General features: G+C 44.6%; 16 protein-coding genes and 1 pseudogene. 4 read left to right on the forward strand and 13 right to left on the reverse strand.

The genetic code is table 11. From position 1 onward, the window contains the following. Window positions 1–43 precede the first annotated feature (43 nt). Together yqeH and K4H96_RS03210 are read right to left on the reverse strand one after the other, a co-directional pair. Window positions 44–1,150, reverse strand: coding sequence for a ribosome biogenesis GTPase YqeH (gene yqeH / locus K4H96_RS03205; RefSeq protein WP_223337456.1), 1,107 nt, complete (start codon window positions 1,148–1,150; stop codon window positions 44–46). A gap of 2 nt (window positions 1,151–1,152) precedes the next feature. Continuing rightward, window positions 1,153–1,680, reverse strand: coding sequence for a YqeG family HAD IIIA-type phosphatase (locus K4H96_RS03210; RefSeq protein ID WP_223337455.1), 528 nt, complete (start codon window positions 1,678–1,680; stop codon window positions 1,153–1,155). A 131-nt stretch (window positions 1,681–1,811) separates the two neighbouring features. Here K4H96_RS03210 and K4H96_RS03215 point away from each other — a divergent pair, with 131 nt between their 5' ends. Next, on the forward strand, window positions 1,812–2,438 hold the full coding sequence (locus K4H96_RS03215; RefSeq protein ID WP_011836599.1) for a TVP38/TMEM64 family protein: 627 nt from the start codon (window positions 1,812–1,814) through the stop codon (window positions 2,436–2,438). 68 nt (window positions 2,439–2,506) lie between these two features. Then, window positions 2,507–2,611, forward strand: a pseudogene (locus K4H96_RS03220) (transposase); the annotation flags it as partial. Window positions 2,612–2,715: 104 nt separating this feature from the next. Here K4H96_RS03220 and K4H96_RS03225 read toward each other — a convergent pair. The 10 genes from K4H96_RS03225 to K4H96_RS03270 all read right to left on the reverse strand — a co-directional run bounded on the left by K4H96_RS03225 (window position 2,716) and on the right by K4H96_RS03270 (window position 15,447). Then, the gene (locus K4H96_RS03225; RefSeq protein ID WP_223337454.1) at window positions 2,716–3,762 is read right to left on the reverse strand and encodes a 2,3-butanediol dehydrogenase; all 1,047 of its coding nucleotides are present in this window, start codon (window positions 3,760–3,762) and stop codon (window positions 2,716–2,718) included. 121 nt (window positions 3,763–3,883) lie between these two features. Continuing rightward, window positions 3,884–4,240, reverse strand: a complete 357-nt coding sequence (locus K4H96_RS03230; protein ID WP_002907115.1) for a hypothetical protein — start codon at window positions 4,238–4,240, stop codon at window positions 3,884–3,886. 93 nt (window positions 4,241–4,333) lie between these two features. Next, complete coding sequence (gatB, locus tag K4H96_RS03235) at window positions 4,334–5,767, reverse strand: Asp-tRNA(Asn)/Glu-tRNA(Gln) amidotransferase subunit GatB (protein ID WP_002901040.1); 1,434 nt, start codon at window positions 5,765–5,767, stop codon at window positions 4,334–4,336. Continuing rightward, window positions 5,767–7,233 (reverse strand): Asp-tRNA(Asn)/Glu-tRNA(Gln) amidotransferase subunit GatA, encoded by a 1,467-nt coding sequence (gene gatA, locus K4H96_RS03240; protein WP_223337453.1) that lies wholly within the window; start codon window positions 7,231–7,233, stop codon window positions 5,767–5,769. The genes gatB and gatA overlap by 1 nt, the downstream gene beginning before the upstream one ends. Beyond that, window positions 7,233–7,535, reverse strand: coding sequence for an Asp-tRNA(Asn)/Glu-tRNA(Gln) amidotransferase subunit GatC (gatC, locus tag K4H96_RS03245; protein ID WP_223337452.1), 303 nt, complete (start codon window positions 7,533–7,535; stop codon window positions 7,233–7,235). Before gatC ends, gatA begins: the two co-directional genes overlap by 1 nt. A 203-nt stretch (window positions 7,536–7,738) precedes the next feature. Beyond that, window positions 7,739–9,475: an aspartate--tRNA ligase gene (aspS, locus tag K4H96_RS03250; protein WP_223337451.1), complete on the reverse strand. Its 1,737-nt coding sequence runs from the start codon at window positions 9,473–9,475 to the stop codon at window positions 7,739–7,741. A gap of 312 nt (window positions 9,476–9,787) precedes the next feature. Beyond that, a complete protein-coding gene (locus K4H96_RS03255; RefSeq protein WP_223337450.1) occupies window positions 9,788–10,345 on the reverse strand; it encodes a cysteine hydrolase family protein in 558 nt (185 codons plus the stop codon). Further along, on the reverse strand, window positions 10,345–11,133 hold the full coding sequence (codY, locus tag K4H96_RS03260) for a GTP-sensing pleiotropic transcriptional regulator CodY (RefSeq protein WP_002896308.1): 789 nt from the start codon (window positions 11,131–11,133) through the stop codon (window positions 10,345–10,347). Before codY ends, K4H96_RS03255 begins: the two co-directional genes overlap by 1 nt. A gap of 201 nt (window positions 11,134–11,334) precedes the next feature. Beyond that, the gene (locus K4H96_RS03265) at window positions 11,335–13,911 is read right to left on the reverse strand and encodes an SEC10/PgrA surface exclusion domain-containing protein (protein WP_223337449.1); all 2,577 of its coding nucleotides are present in this window, start codon (window positions 13,909–13,911) and stop codon (window positions 11,335–11,337) included. 321 nt (window positions 13,912–14,232) lie between these two features. Next, on the reverse strand, window positions 14,233–15,447 hold the full coding sequence (locus K4H96_RS03270; protein ID WP_009659361.1) for a pyridoxal phosphate-dependent aminotransferase: 1,215 nt from the start codon (window positions 15,445–15,447) through the stop codon (window positions 14,233–14,235). A gap of 344 nt (window positions 15,448–15,791) precedes the next feature. Here K4H96_RS03270 and K4H96_RS03275 point away from each other — a divergent pair, with 344 nt between their 5' ends. Then, window positions 15,792–16,244 (forward strand): universal stress protein, encoded by a 453-nt coding sequence (locus tag K4H96_RS03275; protein WP_002896311.1) that lies wholly within the window; start codon window positions 15,792–15,794, stop codon window positions 16,242–16,244. A 21-nt stretch (window positions 16,245–16,265) separates the two neighbouring features. Here K4H96_RS03275 and K4H96_RS03280 read toward each other — a convergent pair whose 3' ends face one another. Next, window positions 16,266–17,657, reverse strand: a complete 1,392-nt coding sequence (locus K4H96_RS03280; RefSeq protein WP_317628004.1) for a Cof-type HAD-IIB family hydrolase — start codon at window positions 17,655–17,657, stop codon at window positions 16,266–16,268. A gap of 180 nt (window positions 17,658–17,837) precedes the next feature. Here K4H96_RS03280 and K4H96_RS03285 point away from each other — a divergent pair, with 180 nt between their 5' ends. Then, window positions 17,838–18,800, forward strand: coding sequence for an asparaginase (locus K4H96_RS03285; RefSeq protein WP_223337447.1), 963 nt, complete (start codon window positions 17,838–17,840; stop codon window positions 18,798–18,800). The last annotated feature ends 679 nt before the right edge of the window (window positions 18,801–19,479 follow it).

The following is a 19,479-nucleotide window of genomic DNA, read 5'->3' on the forward strand; positions in this document are numbered from 1 at the left end:
CTTTCTTATTAAAGGAGATTTATTCCCCTTGGTTTCTTGAGTATTAAATAATAGCTTTCCGAGTGACAACCGCCACACCCTCTGGCGCCCAACCAGCTACTCGGGCAGGACCACTGACGCGAATCCAGCCCAAACCTGAGAAGACGATATCTGTCTTGTCCTTGATGGTAAATTCATGCTTGACCAAGGCTGGAAATTCTTTCTTTTCCTTGCCAACTGGCGGCACCAAAAGACTGCCGACATGTTTGTCATAAAATTCGCTAGCACCTTGCAACTTGGTACGGTGGAGCTTAAGCTCATTGTCAAAATAAGCTGTGAAGCCTTGCTTGTCTCCCGCCACAAAGTCAAAGCGACCCAAACCACCCAAAAAGAGGGTTTGCTCTGGATTGAGCTGGTAGGTTTTGGGTTTGATTTCCTTTTTGGGACTGACGTATTTGAGATTCTTAGCAGAAAGATAGTGAGCCATCTGGTGACGATGGATGATACCTGGCGTATCATAGATATGACTGCCATCCGCCAAAGGAATCTCAATTTTATCCAGAGTCGTACCTGGGAAGCGAGAAGTCGTAATAATATCCTTATCTCCCGTGATTTCCTGAATAATCGCGTTAATCAAAGTAGACTTGCCCACATTGGTCACACCGACCACATACACATCACGTCCCTTGCGGCAATGCTCAATCTTGTCAATCAAGTCCTTGATGGCCTGCTTGTTCTGAGCAGAGGTCAGGACCACATCAACTGGACGCAAACCTTCTTCATGAGCTCGCTCCGTCAGCCATTGGGTCACCTTGCTATCCTTGACCGACTTAGGCAGAATGTCCTTTTTATTCCCAACCAAGAGAACATCGTTTCCAGCAACAAAGCGAGGCAGGCCAGGGATGACCGAGCCATTAAAGTCAAAAATATCGACAACATTGACGACCAAAGCGTCGCTATCTCCAACTTCGTGGAGAAGCCGCAGAAAGTCATCATCCGTCAGCTGAACATCGCTGATTTCATTATAATGACGCAGGCGGAAACAGCGCTGACAATAGAGTTCACCTGTCTCTAAGCCTTTTTCTAGAGCTGACTGAGGCGTGTAACCTAGCTTGCCCTTATCTTCTGTCTGAATAGGGACTCCGCAGCCGATACAGAGAAGTTCTTCCATGCTTAAATTCCTTTTTTATATTGAATTGGACCGTATTTTTCAGTAATTTTCTTGAGCACGCGGCGTTCACGCGCCCGATTGATCTGAGTCTTGATAGAGTCATTCTCGACCAGTGGCTTCACCAAAATCGAACGAATCCCGGCCCGATGAGCAGCCCGAATATCCGTCATGAGCTGGTCGCCCACCATCACCACTTCATTTTTTTCAAAATGAAAAAGCTTGAGCGCCCGGTCAATTCCCCAAGTGAAGGGTTTCATGGCCCAGTAGACATAGTCAATGTCAAACTTTTCAACAGCCCGCTTGACCCGTTTTTGGTTATTATTGGACACCACGATAATCCGAATGCCCGCGTCCCGCAAATCATGGAGCCACTTCTTCATCTCTGGAGTCCCGTCAGGATTATTCCAAGCAATCAGGGTATTATCCAAATCCACCAAAACCGCTTTGATCCCCTGTCTTTTCAAACTCTCTACTGTTAAATCGTAAACTGCCTCGACCGCAAAGTCCGGCATATAATCTTCAATCGCCACATCTCTCTCCAAAAATTCGTATTCTCATTATTATAGCATAAAATGGGCTTTTTGGCACTTACAGCCTCAAAGATTACAAAAAGGGCAAAAGATGATATAGTAGTGATAGTATAAATGTTCTGGAGGTTTGTATGGCAGAAAAAAACAGGCAGATGCAGGCTGTTTCCCCTCTTTTGCAAAAGATTATCAACTGGTCGTCCGCCATTGGCGCTCTAGGAACGGTGGCCTTTTGTCTTTGGGCCTATTTCGCTGGTGTCCTCCAGTCCAAGGAAACTCTCTCAGCCTTTATTCAGCAGGCAGGTATCTGGGGGCCACCTCTCTTTATCTTCCTGCAGATTCTGCAGACGGTCGTGCCCATTATCCCTGGCGCCCTGACTTCAGTCGCTGGTGTTTTCATCTACGGCCATATCGTCGGTACCATTTATAACTATATCGGTATTGTCATTGGCTGCGCCATTATATTTCACCTAGCTCGCACCTACGGTCCGGCTTTTGTCCAGTCTGTCGTCAGCAAGCGTACTTATGATAAATATATCAGCTGGCTGGATAAGGGCAATCGCTTTGAGCGCTTCTTTATTTTCATGATGATTTGGCCCATCAGTCCAGCCGACTTTCTCTGTATGCTGGCCGCCCTGACCAAGATGACTTTCAAAAAGTACATGCTGATTATCCTTCTCTGCAAGCCTATCACTCTCGTCATCTATACCTACGGATTGACCTATATCATTGATTTTTTCTGGAAAATGGTCTCCAAATAAAAAGAAGTTGAATTGCACCGCACCCCAAAAGTTAGACAGAAAAAATCTAACTTTTGGGGTGTTTTTAAATGAAACTAACTTATGAGGATAAAGTTCGAATCTATGAACTAAGAAAACAAGGAATCAGCTTAAAGCGACTTTCAGAAAAATATGGAATGAACCTTTCAAAACTTTTGACATTACAAACCTTTTTCTATATCTTTGCTTATTACAGCACAAATCATAAAGAAAAATCAGCCAGTTTTGACTGATTTTCATCTCATGATTAAGCAAAGATTTATTCTGGCGACACCAAAATCTTGATCTGCGCCTTGTCCTGAGTCAGCTCGATAAAGCCTTCTTGCACAATATCCTCCAACTTAATCTTCTTAGTCACAAGCTTGTCAGCAGAGAAATAACCCTGCTCCATCAGTTCCAGCACCTTAGGGAAAATATGCCGATAGGCGATAATACCCTTGAGCGTTTTTTCTTGAATGGCAAATTCATTAGGATTGATGCTGGCTTCTCGCTCCCAAATAGAAACTACCATACATTCTCCAGCCTTGTGAACAGCAGCCAAAGCTTGTCCCAGCACAACCGGCACCCCAGTCACTTCATAAGACACATCTGCCCCGCTACCAGTTAAACGATGAATAGCAGCTACCACGTCTTCGCCTTCTTCTGGTCGCACAATAATCGCCCCAAGCTCCTCTGCCTTGGCTTGACGTTCTGGAGATAATTCAACTCCATAAATCTTAGAGGCACCGGCTGCCCGCAAAGCCTCAATAATCAAGAGTCCGATTGGTCCCAAACCGAAGACAACTGCTGTATCGCCTGTCTTAAGAGCCGACTGACGGACCGCGTAAACAGCCACAGCAGCTGGTTCTGTCAAGGTCGCCTGCTCATAGCTAAGGCTGTCTGGAACTTTGTGAACAATGTCTCCGTCCAAAACACAGTATTTGGCAAAACCGCCGTCTGCCGCCAGACCAACAAAGTTTAGATTAGGGTCCAGATTATAGTCACCGACAAGATTATGCTTAGCTAAAATGGGCTCAACTGTTACCCGATCGCCAACTTCGACCCGTGTCACAGCACTGCCGACCTCAAGAATTTCCCCAGCAAACTCATGTCCCAAAGTTACAGGCGCTTTCTGGCCAGAGTAGACGTGCTCTGTTTCTGTCGGAATAAAAATCGGTCCGTCCAGATATTCATGCAAGTCAGTTCCACAAATTCCTGTATACTTGACCGCAATTTTGACCTGATGCGGTTGGACTTCCGGTACATCCACTTCTTCAATACGGACATCTTTAGCGCCATACCAACGCGCAGCATTCATTTTTGCCATAAACATACCTCGCTTTATAATTTGTTAGTTTTATTGTAAACCCTTTCAGAAATCTTGTCAAAAGATTAACTACATTTTCAAAAAATAGCATACAAAAAACCAGCATCAGCTGGTCTTAGACTTATTCTGCAATTCTAGCCGTGTAAAAAGGCAGAAGGAAGAGGAAACTAATACAAAGAATCAGGAGAATCACACGGAGCCATCCGCCAAATAGAAGCGCAACCACTAAAGTTACTAAATAAACGGAAAAATTAGTAAAATTAGTTTCAATCAGCAAGGTTTGGCCTGCTTTAACTGTCACTGGCTTGGTTTTCATAGGAGCAGATCCCGCACGGACTTCTGCTTCATTAGCCGCAATTGGAAAAACAACCTCTTCTCCGTTTTTGATTGCGCCAACTTTCTGACCATCGATAAAGACTGGAAACTTACCAATAATCCCTACAAAACCTGTCTCGCGTTTGATTTTAATTTCTGACATAAAAGACTCCTTTGTTTTTTTAATTATTTTAACATAACTAATGGCTAAAGAAAAGATAAAAAACCAGCCTCATGACTGGTTTTTTACTGATTTCTAAAGTTTCTCCAACTCTTCATTGAGCAGTTTTTGTGCTACTTGTGGGTTGGCTTGACCCTTGGTAGCCTTCATAAGCTGACCAATCAGTGACTTGGCCGCATTCTTATTGCCGCCCTTATAGTCATTGATAGCTTTTTCGTTGTTTGCAAATACTTCTTGGATTATTGGAAGAAGCTGGGCAGGGTCTGAGATTTGGATCAGTCCTGCTTTTTGCACATACTCTTTTGCAGAGCCACCGTTTTTAGCTAGATGAACAAAGACCTTCTTAGCAATCTTAGAAGAAATCGTTCCGTCTGCAATCAGAGCAATCATCTCAGTCAGGTTCTCAGGTGTCAGCTCAATCTCAGAGATGGTCTTGCCTTCGGCATTGAGGTATTGAGCCACTTCTCCTTGGAGCCAGTTAGAGACAGCCTTAGCGTCACCACCTGCTGCAAGAGCTGCTTCAAAGAAGTCTGACACAGCCTTGGTCGCTGTCAACTGCTTGGCATCATAGTCAGACAGACCGTAATCGCCCACATACTTAGCCCGGCGTTCTTTTGGAAAGGCTGGCAGACTGCTGCGTACTTGCTCAATCCAAGCATCTTCAATCTCAAAGATAGGTAGATCAGGCTCTGGGAAGTAACGGTAGTCCGCTGAACCTTCCTTCACCCGCATGAGCAAGGTTTCGCCAGTCGCTTCGTCATAACGACGGGTTTCCTGACGGATTTGACCACCGCTGCGTAGGATTTCTGCTTGGCGTTTTTCCTCAAATGCCAGACCCTTGCGGACAAAGTTGAAGGAGTTAAGGTTTTTCAGCTCAGTCTTAGTGCCAAATTCTTCCTGGCCGTAAGGACGGATGGAAATATTGGCATCGACCCGCATGGAGCCCTCTTCCATCTTGACATCCGAAATACCCGTGTACTGAATGATTTCCTTGAGGGCAGTCAGATAGGCATAAGCTTCTTCTGGACTGCGCATATCCGCTTCAGACACAATCTCAATCAGAGGCACCCCTTGACGGTTGAGGTCCACATAAGAGTAGCCATCGCTGCCGTGGGTATTCTTTCCGGCATCTTCTTCCAAGTGAGCCCGCTCGATACGGATTTTCTTGGTCGTGCCATCTTCTAGCTCAATCTCAATCCAGCCATTGTAGCCAATCGGCTCATCAAACTGAGAAATTTGATAGGCTTTTGGATTGTCCGGATAGAAGTAATTCTTGCGGTCAAAGTGCATCTTTTGGTGAATGTCCATGTTCAAAGCCAGAGCAGCCTTGATACCATAGTCGATAACACCTTTATTCATAACAGGCAAAACACCAGGGAAAGACCAGTCAATGATATTGGTGTTGGCATTAGGATCTTCACCGAAGTGAGCTGGAGCCGGTGAGAAAATTTTTGAATTGGTCTTCAATTCAACATGGACTTCCAGTCCGATAACTGTTTCAAAGTTCATTATTTTTCACCTCCAAAGATAACTGGCTGCTGTTTGTGGTAGTCAGTCGTCGCTTCAAATGCTGCGGCTGCCTGATAGATGGTCGCTTCATCGAAGTGGTTCCCAATCAGCTGCAGGCCGACAGGAAGACCGTCTGCAAAGCCAGCTGGGATTGAAATGCCCGGCAGACCAGCCAGATTGACTGGAATGGTCAAAAGGTCAGCCAAATACATGGCCACAGGATCTTGGTTTTGGCTACCCAAGTCATAAGCAACCGTTGGTGCAGTTGGACCTAAGATCAAGTCGTATTTTTCAAAAACCTTAGCAAAATCTTGCATAATCAAGGTCCGAACCTGACCAGCTTTCTTGAAGTAGGCGTCGTAGTAACCAGATGACAAGCTGAAAGTTCCCAGCATGATGCGGCGTTTTACCTCTTCACCAAAGCCTTCGCTGCGGGATTTGACATAGACATCTTCTAGATTTTCAATGCCTTCTGCGCGGTAGCCATAGCGAATACCGTCAAAACGCTGCAGGTTAGAGCTGGCCTCAGAGGAAGCAATAATATAGTAAACAGCCACGCCGTACTTGCTGTGAGGCAGGCTGACCTCTTCAACAATAGCTCCTAGACTTTCCAAGTGCTTCGCAGCTGCTAAAATCGTTTCCTTGACCTTGCTGTCAATTCCCTCACCCATGTATTCCTTAGGCAGGGCAATCTTCATCCCCTTGATGTCTTGGCCAATCTTGCTGGTAAAGTCTGGCACTGCTTCTTGTGATGATGTAGAATCCTTAGAATCATTACCAGAAATAACATTCAAGAGCTGAGCATTTTCCTTAACTGTCTGAGAGAAAGGCCCAATCTGGTCTAAAGAAGATCCAAAAGCAATGAGCCCAAAACGGGAAACCCGACCGTAGGTTGGCTTGAGGCCGACTACACCGTTAAAGGAAGCGGGCTGACGAATGGAGCCACCCGTATCTGACCCCAGTGACAGACGAACCTGACCAGAGGCAACAGCTGTCGCTGAACCACCAGATGATCCACCAGGAACCTTGCTGCTGTCCCAAGCATTCTTAGTCGTCTTAAAGTAAGAGTTTTCGCTGGAGCCCCCCATGGCGAACTCGTCCATGTTGGTCTTACCAACGATAATCATGTCCTTACCGTAAAGCTTCTCCACGCTAGTCGCATCGAAAATCGGCTTGTAATTGTAGAGTATCTTAGAAGCAGCCGTCGTCAAAATCCCCTTGGTTGAGATATTATCCTTGACTGCCAGCGGAATTCCGCTCATAAGATTGTCCGCATCAATGCCCTTGGCGTCTAGAGCCGCAGCCTGAGCTAAAGCCTCCTCTTCGCTGACAGTAATGAAGCTGTCCACAGTCGCTTCACGTTCTTTGATGTCTGCTAAAGTTGCCTGAGTTAACTCTACTGCAGAAATTTCTTTCTTGACCAACAAATCGTGCAGCTCTTCAATAGTCTTGTGATTAAAAGTCATTAGGCATCTCCTCCGTCATCTAGGATGGCAGGCACTTTGATGTAGCCCCGCTCTTTTTCAGGTACATTTTGGAAAAACTCTTCCCGATTCCAGCCTGGCTGTGCCACATCTTCTCTCATATAGTTGATATTGGCAGCTACATTGGAAGTGAAAGGCACACCCTCCGTGTCCACTTCATTGAGCAATTCGACCATATCGACAATCTTGGTTAAGGTCGTCGCAAACTCAGCCGTTTCTTCTGGTGAAAAAGCCAGTTTTGACAGCTTAGCAACGTGACTTACTTCTTCTTGAGTAATCTTCATCTCTGATTCCTTTCATAAGATATGTGAGCTTTAGCGACTGAAAATAACAATTTCTAGATGATATCTTTATTTCCAAGCTTCAGCTCACCTTTACTTTGACAAGCTAGGGACGCTGATTTATTTGCCATCCGCTAGCTCTTTTCTTCAGCTTCTTCCTGCCATTCTTCAGGAATTCGCATCATTTCATTTTACCATATTTCAGGCTAATTCTTCAATTCCAAATGCAGTTCTTTGAGCTGTCTTAGATCCACCAAACTTGGACTTTCCAACATAGGATCAAAGCCAGTACCATTTTTCGGAAAAGCGATGACTTGGCGGATATTTTCTTCCCCAGCCAAAATCATAACCAAGCGATCCAAGCCTAGAGCCAAGCCGCCGTGTGGTGGGAAGCCGTATTCTAAGGCTTCCAGGAAGAAACCAAAGTCCCGCTCATAGTCTTCCCGGCTCATGCCCAATAGCTCAAACATCGCTTCCTGAGCCTTCCTGTCATGAATCCGTAGACTCCCACCGCCGATTTCATAGCCATTCAAGACGATGTCGTAAGCGTGACTGCGGAATTGATCTGGCTCCTGTCCATCTTCAAAGATTCCCTGTGTGAAAGGATGGTGCATGGCTTGATATCGGTTTTGGTCTTCATTCCACTCCAGCAGCGGCCAATCCACAACCCAGAGGAAATGAAGCAGACTCGGGTCAATCAAATCCAAAGCCTTTGCGACTTCTATGCGCAGATGTCCCAAAGCTTCCTGAGCCCGACGCTTTTTAGCCATGACCAGCAGGATGAGGTCTCCATCCTTGGCTTCAAAACGTGTCAGTAACTCCTGGCTTTCAGCTTCAAAGGTGCTAGCCAAATCCCCAACTAACTGGCCATTTTCAACCTTTAGACCGGCAAAACGACTGCAGCCAAACTCCTTCATTTCCTGATAGTAGTGACTCAGCTGTTTCTTGCTAAAAGCACTAGCTGCATCTGGCACACAGATTCCCATCACTTCCTCTTGGTTATCCAAGGCTTTCTTGATAAGAAGCGAATCATTGGACTGGCACAAATCCGTCAAATTCTTCAACTCCAGACCAAAGCGTGTATCTGGCTTATCAGATCCGAAGCGGCTCATAGCTTCTTCATAGCTGATAGTCGGAAAATCTTCCTTCAACTCTAAACCATGAGTTTTCTTGACAACAGCCTTGAGCATAGCTTCAACCAAAGCTCGGATTTCTTCCTCACTGGCAAAACTCAGCTCCAAATCCACCTGGGTAAACTCTGGCTGACGATCCCCCCGCAAGTCTTCGTCACGGAAACAACGAACAATCTGATAGTAGCGCTCGAGGCCAGCCCCCATCAGCAATTGCTTGAGCATCTGTGGACTCTGTGGCAAGGCGTAGAACTGATTTTTAAAGACCCGGCTAGGCACCAAGAAATCCCTAGCCCCTTCAGGTGTTGACTTGGTCAGATAAGGCGTCTCCACTTCCAAAAAGTCCAAACCATTCAAATATTCCCGAATGGTTGAGGTGACCTGGTGACGAAGTTTGAGGTTATGTGTCATCTTCTCACGGCGCAAGTCCAGGTAGCGGTATTTCTGACGCAGGTCTTCCCCTGTATGAGCATGTTGGTCCAGCTCAAAAGGCAGGGCCTTACTGCTAGCAATAACCTCAATCTTCTCTGCCCTCAGCTCAACCTGACCAGACTTGATGGACTTATTGACAAAGCGCTCTTCCCGCTGAACTACTTGCCCAGTCACTGCGATGACATCCTCTTTGCTAATGTCTTCCAGCTTAGCAAAATCTTCAATCTCACCGCCAACGAAGACCTGAAGCAAGCCCTCGCGGTCCCGCAACTCAATAAAGGCTAGTTTGCCGTGATTGCGGATATTGGCCACCCAGCCAGTCGCGGTCATGGTCTGTCCGACTTGCTCTAAACCATAGTTTCCGATAAAAATTTCTTTCATGTTCTTTCCCTTTCAGATCAATTAGTAACTCTCCTCTCTTGTTCAGGATATCTGAAGCATTCTAACATCAGCTTCAATTATCCTGTTACAAAAGAAAAGGGCTTTCGTCTCTAAAACAGACGAAAGCCGTGGTACCACTGTTATTCGCCGCCCTAAAAGGCAACCTCTGAGCTCGTAACGTGAGCGACGTTTGTGCTTAATCACACAAAAGATTACGAAACATGTTCTTCGTTTTTTGCTTTCTTGGTGCTGCTCTCAGCTATCAGCACTCTCTGTGCAAGTCAGCAAGCCTACTCTGCTTCTCTTTTACTCTTAAATTGTATCTATTATAGTCGAACCCAGGACATTTTGCAAGTGGTTTAAGGCAAATTTGTGATTTTCCTCTGACAGAGAAGCCACAGCCGGCTCTACCACCTGAATCTGATAACCAAGATTATAGGCATCAATCGCTGTATGCAAGACACAAATATCCGTCAAGACTCCCGTCAAAATGACCGTATCTACCTTTCTTTCCCGCAGGCGGATATCTAAATCCGTACCGGAAAAGGCAGAATAATGGCGTTTATCCATCCAAAAGACCCGAGAGTCTGCTTGATGCTTCTCATAAAAATCAGCCAAAGGACCATAAAGATTGCGACCGCTGGTCCCTTTGATATTGTGAGGCGGAAACAGCTTGCTTTCTGGGTGAAAGGCATCATTCTCATCATGGGCATCAATAGCAAAGAAGATATAATCGCCTCGGTCAAAAGCTACCTCAGTTACTTGAGCAATGGCTTCAGAAATTGCCTGTGCTGGTGCTCCTGCTGTCAACTTGCCCTCATCTGCGACAAAATCAACTGTATAATCAATGGAAATCAGTGCTTTAGCCATTAGTAGTCCCTCTTTTTAATTTCATCAAAGACATCCGGAATCAGAACTTTCAGATAAGTTCCCTTCATTCCCAGTGAGCGGCTTTCAATAATCCCAGCACTCTCCAGCTTGCGCAAGGCATTGACAATCACTGAGCGGGTAATCCCGATACGGTCAGCAATGACAGATGCAGTCAGCTGGCCTTCATTGCCATTCAGCTCGCCCAAAATTGCTGAAACAGCTCTCAGTTCTGAGTAAGACAGAGTATTGACTGCCATGGTCACTGCCGTCCGGCGGCGGATATTTTTCTCATCCTCTTCCCGCTGGAAGTTAAGCAGCTGGATACCAACCACTGTACTGGCAATCTCAACCAAAATCAGATCATCGTCCGCAAATTCCTTGTCATTTCGCCAGATAATCAATGAGCCTAAACGAATCCCTGAAACATGGATGGGAGCAATAGTAGTCAGGCCATCTGGAAAATCATCCTTGGTCTCTACCGGAAAAATCGTCAAATCATGCGTAACCGGCAGATTAGCCTCCGTTTCATAGACCAGATTGGCTTCTTGGACATACTCCTCTGGGAAATTCTTATCTTGGAAAAAAGCTTCTACACGGTCATTATTGGTCTTGTAGCGCATGAAATAGCCTAGAAGACGTCCCTTGCTATTGATAATGCAGGCATTGCAGTGGATAATATCAGCCAACTGACGCGTAATAGCATTATAGGGCAAATCTTCCTGCATCTGCTCTTCCGAGCGCTTCAGAATAGACGTAATTTTTCGTGTTTTTTCTAGTAAATCAGCCATATTTTTACCTCATATTTATTAGCTTCATTGTAACATAAAAGCAGTGAAATTTCAATAATTATCTGAAAATTTTTTATTGAAAAACAATTACATACAATTCTATAAAATAAAGAATTTTTCAAGTATATGACTTGATATATCAAGTCATATTAAACAAAAAACAGTCAAGAATTTGACTGTTTTTGATTGATTTTGTTCTTTCTAATCAAGAGAACGTTTCTTGTAGAACAATTTCATAGCCATGAGCAGAAGCATTTGGCCTGCAAGAATAAGCCAAGAAGAATGTTCCCCTGTCTTAGGTAAGGCATGACCTGAAGCAGCTGCCTGTTTATGATTTACAGGGCTAGCATTTCCAGTAGTTCCAAGAGCTGTATGCTGAGGATCTCCTACTTGTCCAGTAAGCGGAGAGCGAGCGAAACGCTCCTCTGTGTGAGCCAAAACAGATTGGTAATAACGAATATCTTCTTCCTTGTTTTGCTCAGCATAAGTTTGAGCTAGCAAGTCGTATGTTGCCTTAGCTTGTGCTTGAACTGCAGTTAAAACTGCTACTTTTGCTTCTTGATCTGTTTGGGCTGTAAGAGCTGCTTGGTAAGCAGCCTGAGCTGCGGCTAGTTTAGTTTTAGCTTGTTCCAAGTTTTCTTCTGCATTTTCAAGATTTGACAATGACTCTTTAGCCATTTGCAAAGCTGCTTCAGCATCTGTAACAGCTTTTTCAAGAGTAGTCTTTCTTTCTTTTGCTGCATTCAAAGCTGCGTCTAGCTGAGTCAACTTATCTGATTCAGTTTTTAGAGCTTCTTGAGCTGCGGCAACTGTCGTTTGAACAGCAGTCAGAGCTGCTTGGGCCTGAGTTAATTTGTCCGCTTTAGTCTTGTCATCCAAGTTTGAGTTTTGCAGGGCCGCTTCTGCTGCTGCCAAAGCTGCTTGATCAGCTGCCAACTTCTCTTGAGCTGCGGCAAGAGCTGCTTGAGCCTGAGCTGTTGCTGATTGGCCTGCTTGAGCTTGGGCCTGAGCCAGTTGCTGATTAGCTTGCTCTAAAGCTGCAGCTCTCCGATTATAAGTAGACTGGGCAACTCCCTTAGATGCCAGAGCCAGTTGATTGGCCTTGAAGGCAGCGTCATAGGCAGTTTGAGCCTTAGCTACTTCCTGCGGATCTATTTTTGCTGTTGCAGCTTTGCCTGTAATCGGGCTGGCATTGAAGTTCTTTTTGCTAGCATATTTGACCTGATCTTCTGACACCATGGTGAAATGAGCCATAGTGATGTCGCTTTCCATTGAGAAATCAACTCCCAGATAGTTTTTCTGGCGACCAGTATTGAGACCAGAGATTGATGTAGCATGCAGCCATTCATAGCCATTAAACATGAATTCAACAACAGAATCATAGATTCGTCTCTTCATTTCAGCCACACTCATTTGGCCAGCTTTTTCTCTCCAGATATAAGCGTTTTCATAATACTGTAGACCTTTGCTCTCTTGCTCAGCACTTGTAGTCATTAAACCATATTCACGCGCTACGCGGTTAATTGCTTTAGCATCGTGATGGTATTTCTCCATCAAATCCCAGTTCCAGTTGTCTTTGCGGTATTCTGTCGCCACCTTATCAGCGAAATCAATTGAAGACGGTGTCACAACCACTTCACCAGTTCCCATCTGAGTACGCAGTTGGTTGATGAGTTCTGAAGCAAACTGTGAAAGTTCCTGACGAACATTCTGTGGAATATTGTTGGTATCAATCAAAGCTTTGCTATCTGTAGGATCTGCTACATAACGATTGAGAGCCTTAGCACTGGCATTCAGTGCAGCCAGTCTATTTTGAATCTCATTAGTTTTTTGCTCTGATAAATTCGGTGCGATTAGCTCTCTCAAGGCTGCAATGTATTCCGGCGTCATTGACACACGGTTTTTATTGCTAGAAGCTTCAGTAGTAATTTTTCCAGCTTGAGCCTTTTGCAAAGCCTGTTGAGCTTGGTTCAGATCTGACTGAGTCTTCTCAGCTGCAGCAGTTTTTTCCTGCAAGTTCTTTTGAGAAGCATCACGAGCCGTCTTAGCCTGAGTCTGGTTGGTCTGAGCTTTTGCAACCTCAGCCTGCTTCTGACTGTCAGTCTGACGAGCTGTAGCTACTTTTGCTTGAGCTGTTTCAACAGCAGACTGGTCAGCTGCCACCTTGTCTTGGGCTGCTTTCACATTTTTTTCTGCTTTAGCTGTAGCGTCCCCACTTAGGTTGGCCTGAGCTTCCTTCACGTCATTTTGAGCTTTAGCAAGGCGTCCTTCTTGAGTTTTCGCTTGCTCTTGAGCTTCTTTAGTCTTGGCTGCCTGGGCATCGCGCTCAGCTTCAGCCGTCTTAGTTGCTTGATCAGCTTTAGCCAGTTCTGACTTGTTGCTGTCCACTTGAGCTTTTTGATTGCTCTCTTCTTGCTTAGCTGTTTCAATAGCTTCCGGACCAGCTTTATCAGCTGCCTCCTGTGCCCGGTTAGCTTCAGCTTGTGCTTGCTCGACCTGGCTTTGAGCCGCAGCAGTATTTGCCTGAGCTTGAGCCAAATCAGCTTTCCCTTGTGCAACATTGCTGTCGGCTTCTTGTACAAGAGCCTGAGCAGCGTCTACCTGTTCTTTCGAAACAGATTCATCCTTCTGTGTGTTTTCCGCCTGTGGTTGGCTTTGACTAACGGGCGCATCAGAATAAGACTGATTATCAACTAATTGATCAGCCTGAACTCCTTCTGCGAGCACCAAAGACAATGCCGCTGCACTGACAGAAAAAGCACTAAGTGTCTTTTTCATTGTCAATATAATCTCCTCCACTTTTTCATCATTGTTAAAAACATTGACAAACACATTCTACCATGTTTGTCTTCTGGAAGGAAGACGCTAACACATTTTTTTAAGTATTTTTGGACAGATACATAAAAAATGTTGGACAAATTCCTAAAAAATGTCGGTAAAACCGCCTATAATTTTTACCAATTGACTCCAAATTCAATTTCCAGAGCATCTTATTTTTTTTATTTTTGCAATTCAAAGACAGCCATCGGGATAAAAAATATGTAAAATAGATAAGGAAAAGGCCGGAATATTTTCCAGCCTTTTTGTAGCATCCGCTTATTAACGGCGATATTGGCGCAAGAAGCGCGTCATTTTTTCTTGGATTTGAGCTAGCTCATCTACTCGAGGCAGATAAACGATGCGGAAATGATCTGGATCCTTCCAGTTAAAGCCTCGTCCATGGACAAGAAGGACTTTTTCCTGCTTGAGGAAATTGAGCACAAACTGCTCATCATCGTCGATATGATACATGTTCCGGTCAATTTTCGGGAAAATATAGAGACCAGCTTTAGGCTTAACAGCTGACAGTCCTGGAATATCCTGAATAGCCTGATAGATGAAATTACGCTGCTCATAGATACGGCCACCCGGCAAAAGCAGTTCATCCACAGACTGATGACCGCCAAGTGAGGTTTGGACGACTTGCTGAGCCAAGACATTGGAGCACAGGCGCATGTTGGAGAGCATGTTCAATCCTTCGATATAACCCTTAACATGATGTTTAGGACCAGATAGCACCATCCAGCCAACACGGAAGCCTGCGATTCGGTGCGACTTGGAAAGACCATTCATGCTGACACAGAAGATATCAGGAGCTAGACTAGCTACAGACGTATGGACATTGCCGTCCATCACCATGCGGTCATAAATTTCATCCGCAAAGATAATGAGATTATTTTGGCGAGCAATTTCCACAATTTCCAGCAGCAGTTCCTTAGGATAAAGTGCTCCTGTTGGATTGTTAGGGTTGATGATAATGATAGCCTTGGTATTAGATGTGATTTTTGACTTGATGTCGTCAATATCTGGATACCATTCTGCCTGCTCATCACAGACATAGTGAACAGCATTCCCACCAGCCAGACTGACTGCAGCCGTCCAGAGTGGGTAGTCTGGCATTGGTACCAGCACCTCATCTCCGTCATCCAGCAATCCTTGCATGGACATGACAATCAGCTCACTGACACCATTTCCCAGATAAATGTCATCAATATCTACATTAGGAAAATTCTTAAGCTGGCAATACTGCATAATGGCCTTACGGGCTGAAAAAATTCCCTTGGAGTCAGAGTAACCCTCACTGTCACGCGCATTCATAATCAAATCATGAATGACCTCATCTGGAGCGGTAAAACCAAATTCAGCCGGATTCCCTGTATTGAGGCGGAGAATCTTTTCGCCATTGGCCCGCATGCGCATAGCTTCATCCAAAACTGGACCACGAATATCATAGGCAACATGTTCCAGCTTGCTGGACTTGTCAAATTCTTTCATTCTTATTTTTCCTCTATTCATCAGAATGTTATCATTATACCACCAGAAAAAGCGATTGACAACAAAAAAATAAGCTCACTTTTCATCTAATTAAAAAGAGAATTATAGGACAAAAAGCCCCATTCTTTTTCTAATCCCTCAAAGTAAAGGAATCTTTTTCTGCTTGCAATTTTCTGACAGCATTTCCATTTTATCTTTACTTTTTTTCTGAAAAGGGTTACAATAGAAACAAGAAAATAGTTGCAAATCACTCGGACGCTATGGACTGATTGATTTTTGTTCAGCCCAATCATTCTTTAAATGATGCGACGTCCTTTGCCGACCATTTTAGAGGAGGTAGCTCTATGACTCAGAAATATGAAAACATTATGGTTGCTGTAGATGGTTCTCACGAATCCGAACTAGCTTTTGAAAAAGGTGTTAACGTAGCTCTCCGAAACGGCTCTCGTCTCACTATCGCCCATGTCATTGACACTCGGGCTTTGCAAAGTGTCTCAACCTTTGATGCAGATGTTTACGAGGACTTACAGGAAGATGCTAAAAAGCTGACAGCTGAGCTGAAAGAAAAGGCTCAAAAATCCGGTATCAAGTATGTTGACATTGTCATTGAGATGGGCAATCCCAAGACTCTCTTGGCAACAGATATCCCAGAAGAGCACAAGGTAGATCTGATTATGGTCGGTGCTACCGGTCTCAATGCCTTTGAACGGCTGCTAGTCGGCTCTTCATCTGAATATATCCTGCGCCACGCCAAGGTTGACTTGCTGGTGGTCAGAGACCCAGAAAAGACTTTATAAAAACTAGAGCAGTTACCTGCTCTAGTTTTCTTCTTTCTGCTCTAAGGTACGCTGGTAGGCCTGAATCTGTCGTTCCAGTTCTTCTTTAATAGCTCCTTCGGGCGCGTATTTTTCTTCCCAGTCATCTGGTTTGAGGATTTTATGGGTGACGGGGTCAAAGTGAGCTTTTCCGTCTGGGAAAATTTTGCCCATATTGGCCCGATGGACAATATCGAACAGCTGCTCTGGATCTACTCCCATCAGGACAAAACTGCCATAAGTGAAGTATAGAGTATCAATCAGGGCATCTACCTGACCGACTAGAGAAACCTCAGCCTGACTCTTGGAGCGAACCTTGTCAGCAGCCTTGTCAAGCGCTTGATGGAGATAGGCTACAGAACTGTCAAAGTCTTCCTCTGAGTTACTAGCAGCTCGCAGAAACTCAACCAACTCTTCTAGCTTAAAGCCTGCCCGATAGCGAGCGTCCTGAGGCGACCAAGCAATCGGCTCTTCCTGAGTACTTTCATCCATGACACTATGGAACTCTTTAACTTTATTAAAGTGATGGTCGCTACTGGTAAAGACCTTTTCCCTCGCTAGGATGCCAAAATGCTCCAGAGCCTTATGAATCCCATCCTGACTATTGCTGCTAGTTGTATGCTTGGCCACTTCCTTGACCGAGCTGGTTCCATTTCCCATTGCAATAGAGAGACCAACTCCTGATAGCATTTCCAAGTCATTGTCAGAGTCGCCGAAGGCCATGACCTGATGAATGTCAAAGCCATATTCCTTGCCGACTCTGCGAATCCCCTCTAGCTTAGATGTGTCTTTATTGATAATATCAACCGCATAGGGGCTACTGCGGGTAAATTTCAAATCAGGGAAGTCTGCTTCAATCTTACGGCTTTCTTCTGGACTGGCCAAAATCAAAGCTTGGTAAATCGACTCCTGAATCAGCTGCAGGAGATCCTTTTCATGCTGGGGCAGGGCCTTACTGATGACTTTATTAAAACCGTGACTGACTGTTCGCGCCATTCTCTTAGGGATGAAGCGGCTAGTCCACTGGGAGAAAGGGCTCATGCCGAAGGACATAATCTTGGAGCCCAGCATAGCCTCAGCCGTCCCCAAGGAAATTTCTTTCCGATGCTTCTTAGCATAGGCGATTAAATCCCGTAAACTCTGCTTGTCAATGGGACTGGCAGAAATCACCCTATCTCTTGAAAAAATATACTGGCCATTATAGGTCACAGCAAAGTCTAAGTCCAATTGCTCCATAAAAGGTTTGACAAAGAAAGGACCGCGGCCTGTTGCCAAACCGACCAATATTCCTTGCTCCTTTAAACTCTGAATAGCCTTTTCTGTAGATTTCAAAACCGTTCGACTGTCATTGACCAGTGTCCCATCAATATCAAAAAAGACGGCCTTTACTTCCATTGATTTTCTCATTCTTTCCTTTTATGATACAATAAATTATAACACAAAAATGACCTACAATCACATGAATTGCAGAAAAGAAAAGCTGGAGTAATATCCATGCAACAGAAATGAAAACTCTATGAAAACATAATGTGAGTTTTCAACTCTGCATTATGACTACAAGGAGAAAAAGGATTTATGACAAAAAAAATCTTGGTCCTGCATACAGGAGGAACCATTTCCATGCAGGCTGACGGCTCTGGGGCTGTCGTCACCAACGCTGATAACCCTATGAACCATGTGACAGTTCCGCTTGAGGGGATTGAGACGGAAGTCATTGACTTTTTTAATATTCCTAGTCCTCATATCACGCCCCAGCACATGCTCAAGCTCTACCAGAAAATCAAAGCCAGTGCTGACCAATTTGACGGAGTGGTCATTACTCATGGGACAGACACTTTAGAAGAGACGGCTTACTTTCTGGATACTATGCAGCTGCCAAAGATTCCGGTCGTTCTGACCGGGGCTATGCGCAGTTCCAATGAGCTGGGGAGTGACGGAGTCTATAACTACCTGACAGCCCTGCGGGTGGCTAGCGATGAAAAAGCCAGTGATAAAGGCGTGCTTGTCGTGATGAATGACGAGGCACATGCTGCCAAGTATGTAACCAAAACCCACACGACCAATGTCAGCACCTTTCAGACGCCTACTCACGGACCGCTTGGTTTGATTATGAAGCAGGAAATTCTCTATTTTAAGACAGCGGAGCCTCGGGTCCGCTTTGACTTGAACAGCATTTCTGGTCTGGTGCCCATCATTCCAGCTTATGCTGGTATGAAGACAGAGCTTCTGGACATGCTGGATTTAGACAAGATAGACGGCCTCATCATAGAGGCATTCGGTGCTGGCAATCTTCCCAAAGAAGTGGCGGACAAACTGGCTGATATAATAACAGCCGGACTGCCAGTTGCTCTGGTCTCTCGCTGTTTTAACGGAATTGCTGAGCCAGTCTATGCTTATGAAGGAGGCGGCGTCCAGCTGCACCAGGCTGGTATCTTCTTCGTCAAAGAGCTCAATGCCCAAAAAGCCAGAATCAAACTGCTCATCGCCCTGAATGCTGGACTCAAAGGTCAAGAACTCCGAGATTATATGGAAGGCTGAGAAAAAAATCCCTATTTATTTTCTTTAAATCAAAAAGTGCTAAGTTTGCTTAGCACTTTTTTGACTCATTCATATTCTAACACTGGGAAAACTTCATTGAATCGCTGGCCTTAGAAGATAACCTCAAACAGAGACTCTAGAATTTCAAAAATATAATCACTTACCATAGGTCACCTCCATTTTCTGAGTTTGCTTAAATGTCTTCGGATAGTGGACTTTGATTGTAACTTTCATAGCTTTTACCTCGCTTATCATTCATTCTTTAAGAGCAAAAACGAAACTCTTGGAGTGTTTRRCTTCAAGTTTGGYSWCTAATCTTTTTGTTCTTACTTKGATATAAGGATACAKCCCTAAACTTAAGAWTMTCTTATAGATTTCTTAGGGAAAGCTTATAGTCAAAGAARTCCGGCARCAATCCYTATCTACTATTTGAAACGAACAARTCTTTTCAATTAAATACMAAAAAACTTCACCGATTGGGTGAAGCTTGTGATTTGTTAGGAGATTTATGATGAAAAAATTCTAAATTATTCTTATTCTTTGAGTGGCTCATACCTCGCAAGTCTTCTAGTCTTCAAGCTTTGGTTACAGGATTTTAAGGGATGTTTACATAGTCATTGGTCCTACCTCTTTCTTTGATTTGACAATAGTATAATCCCTCAAACTTAAAGCCTACTTA

It is taken from the genome of Streptococcus sanguinis (assembly GCF_020729765.1).
Lineage (GTDB): Bacteria > Bacillota > Bacilli > Lactobacillales > Streptococcaceae > Streptococcus > Streptococcus sanguinis_Q.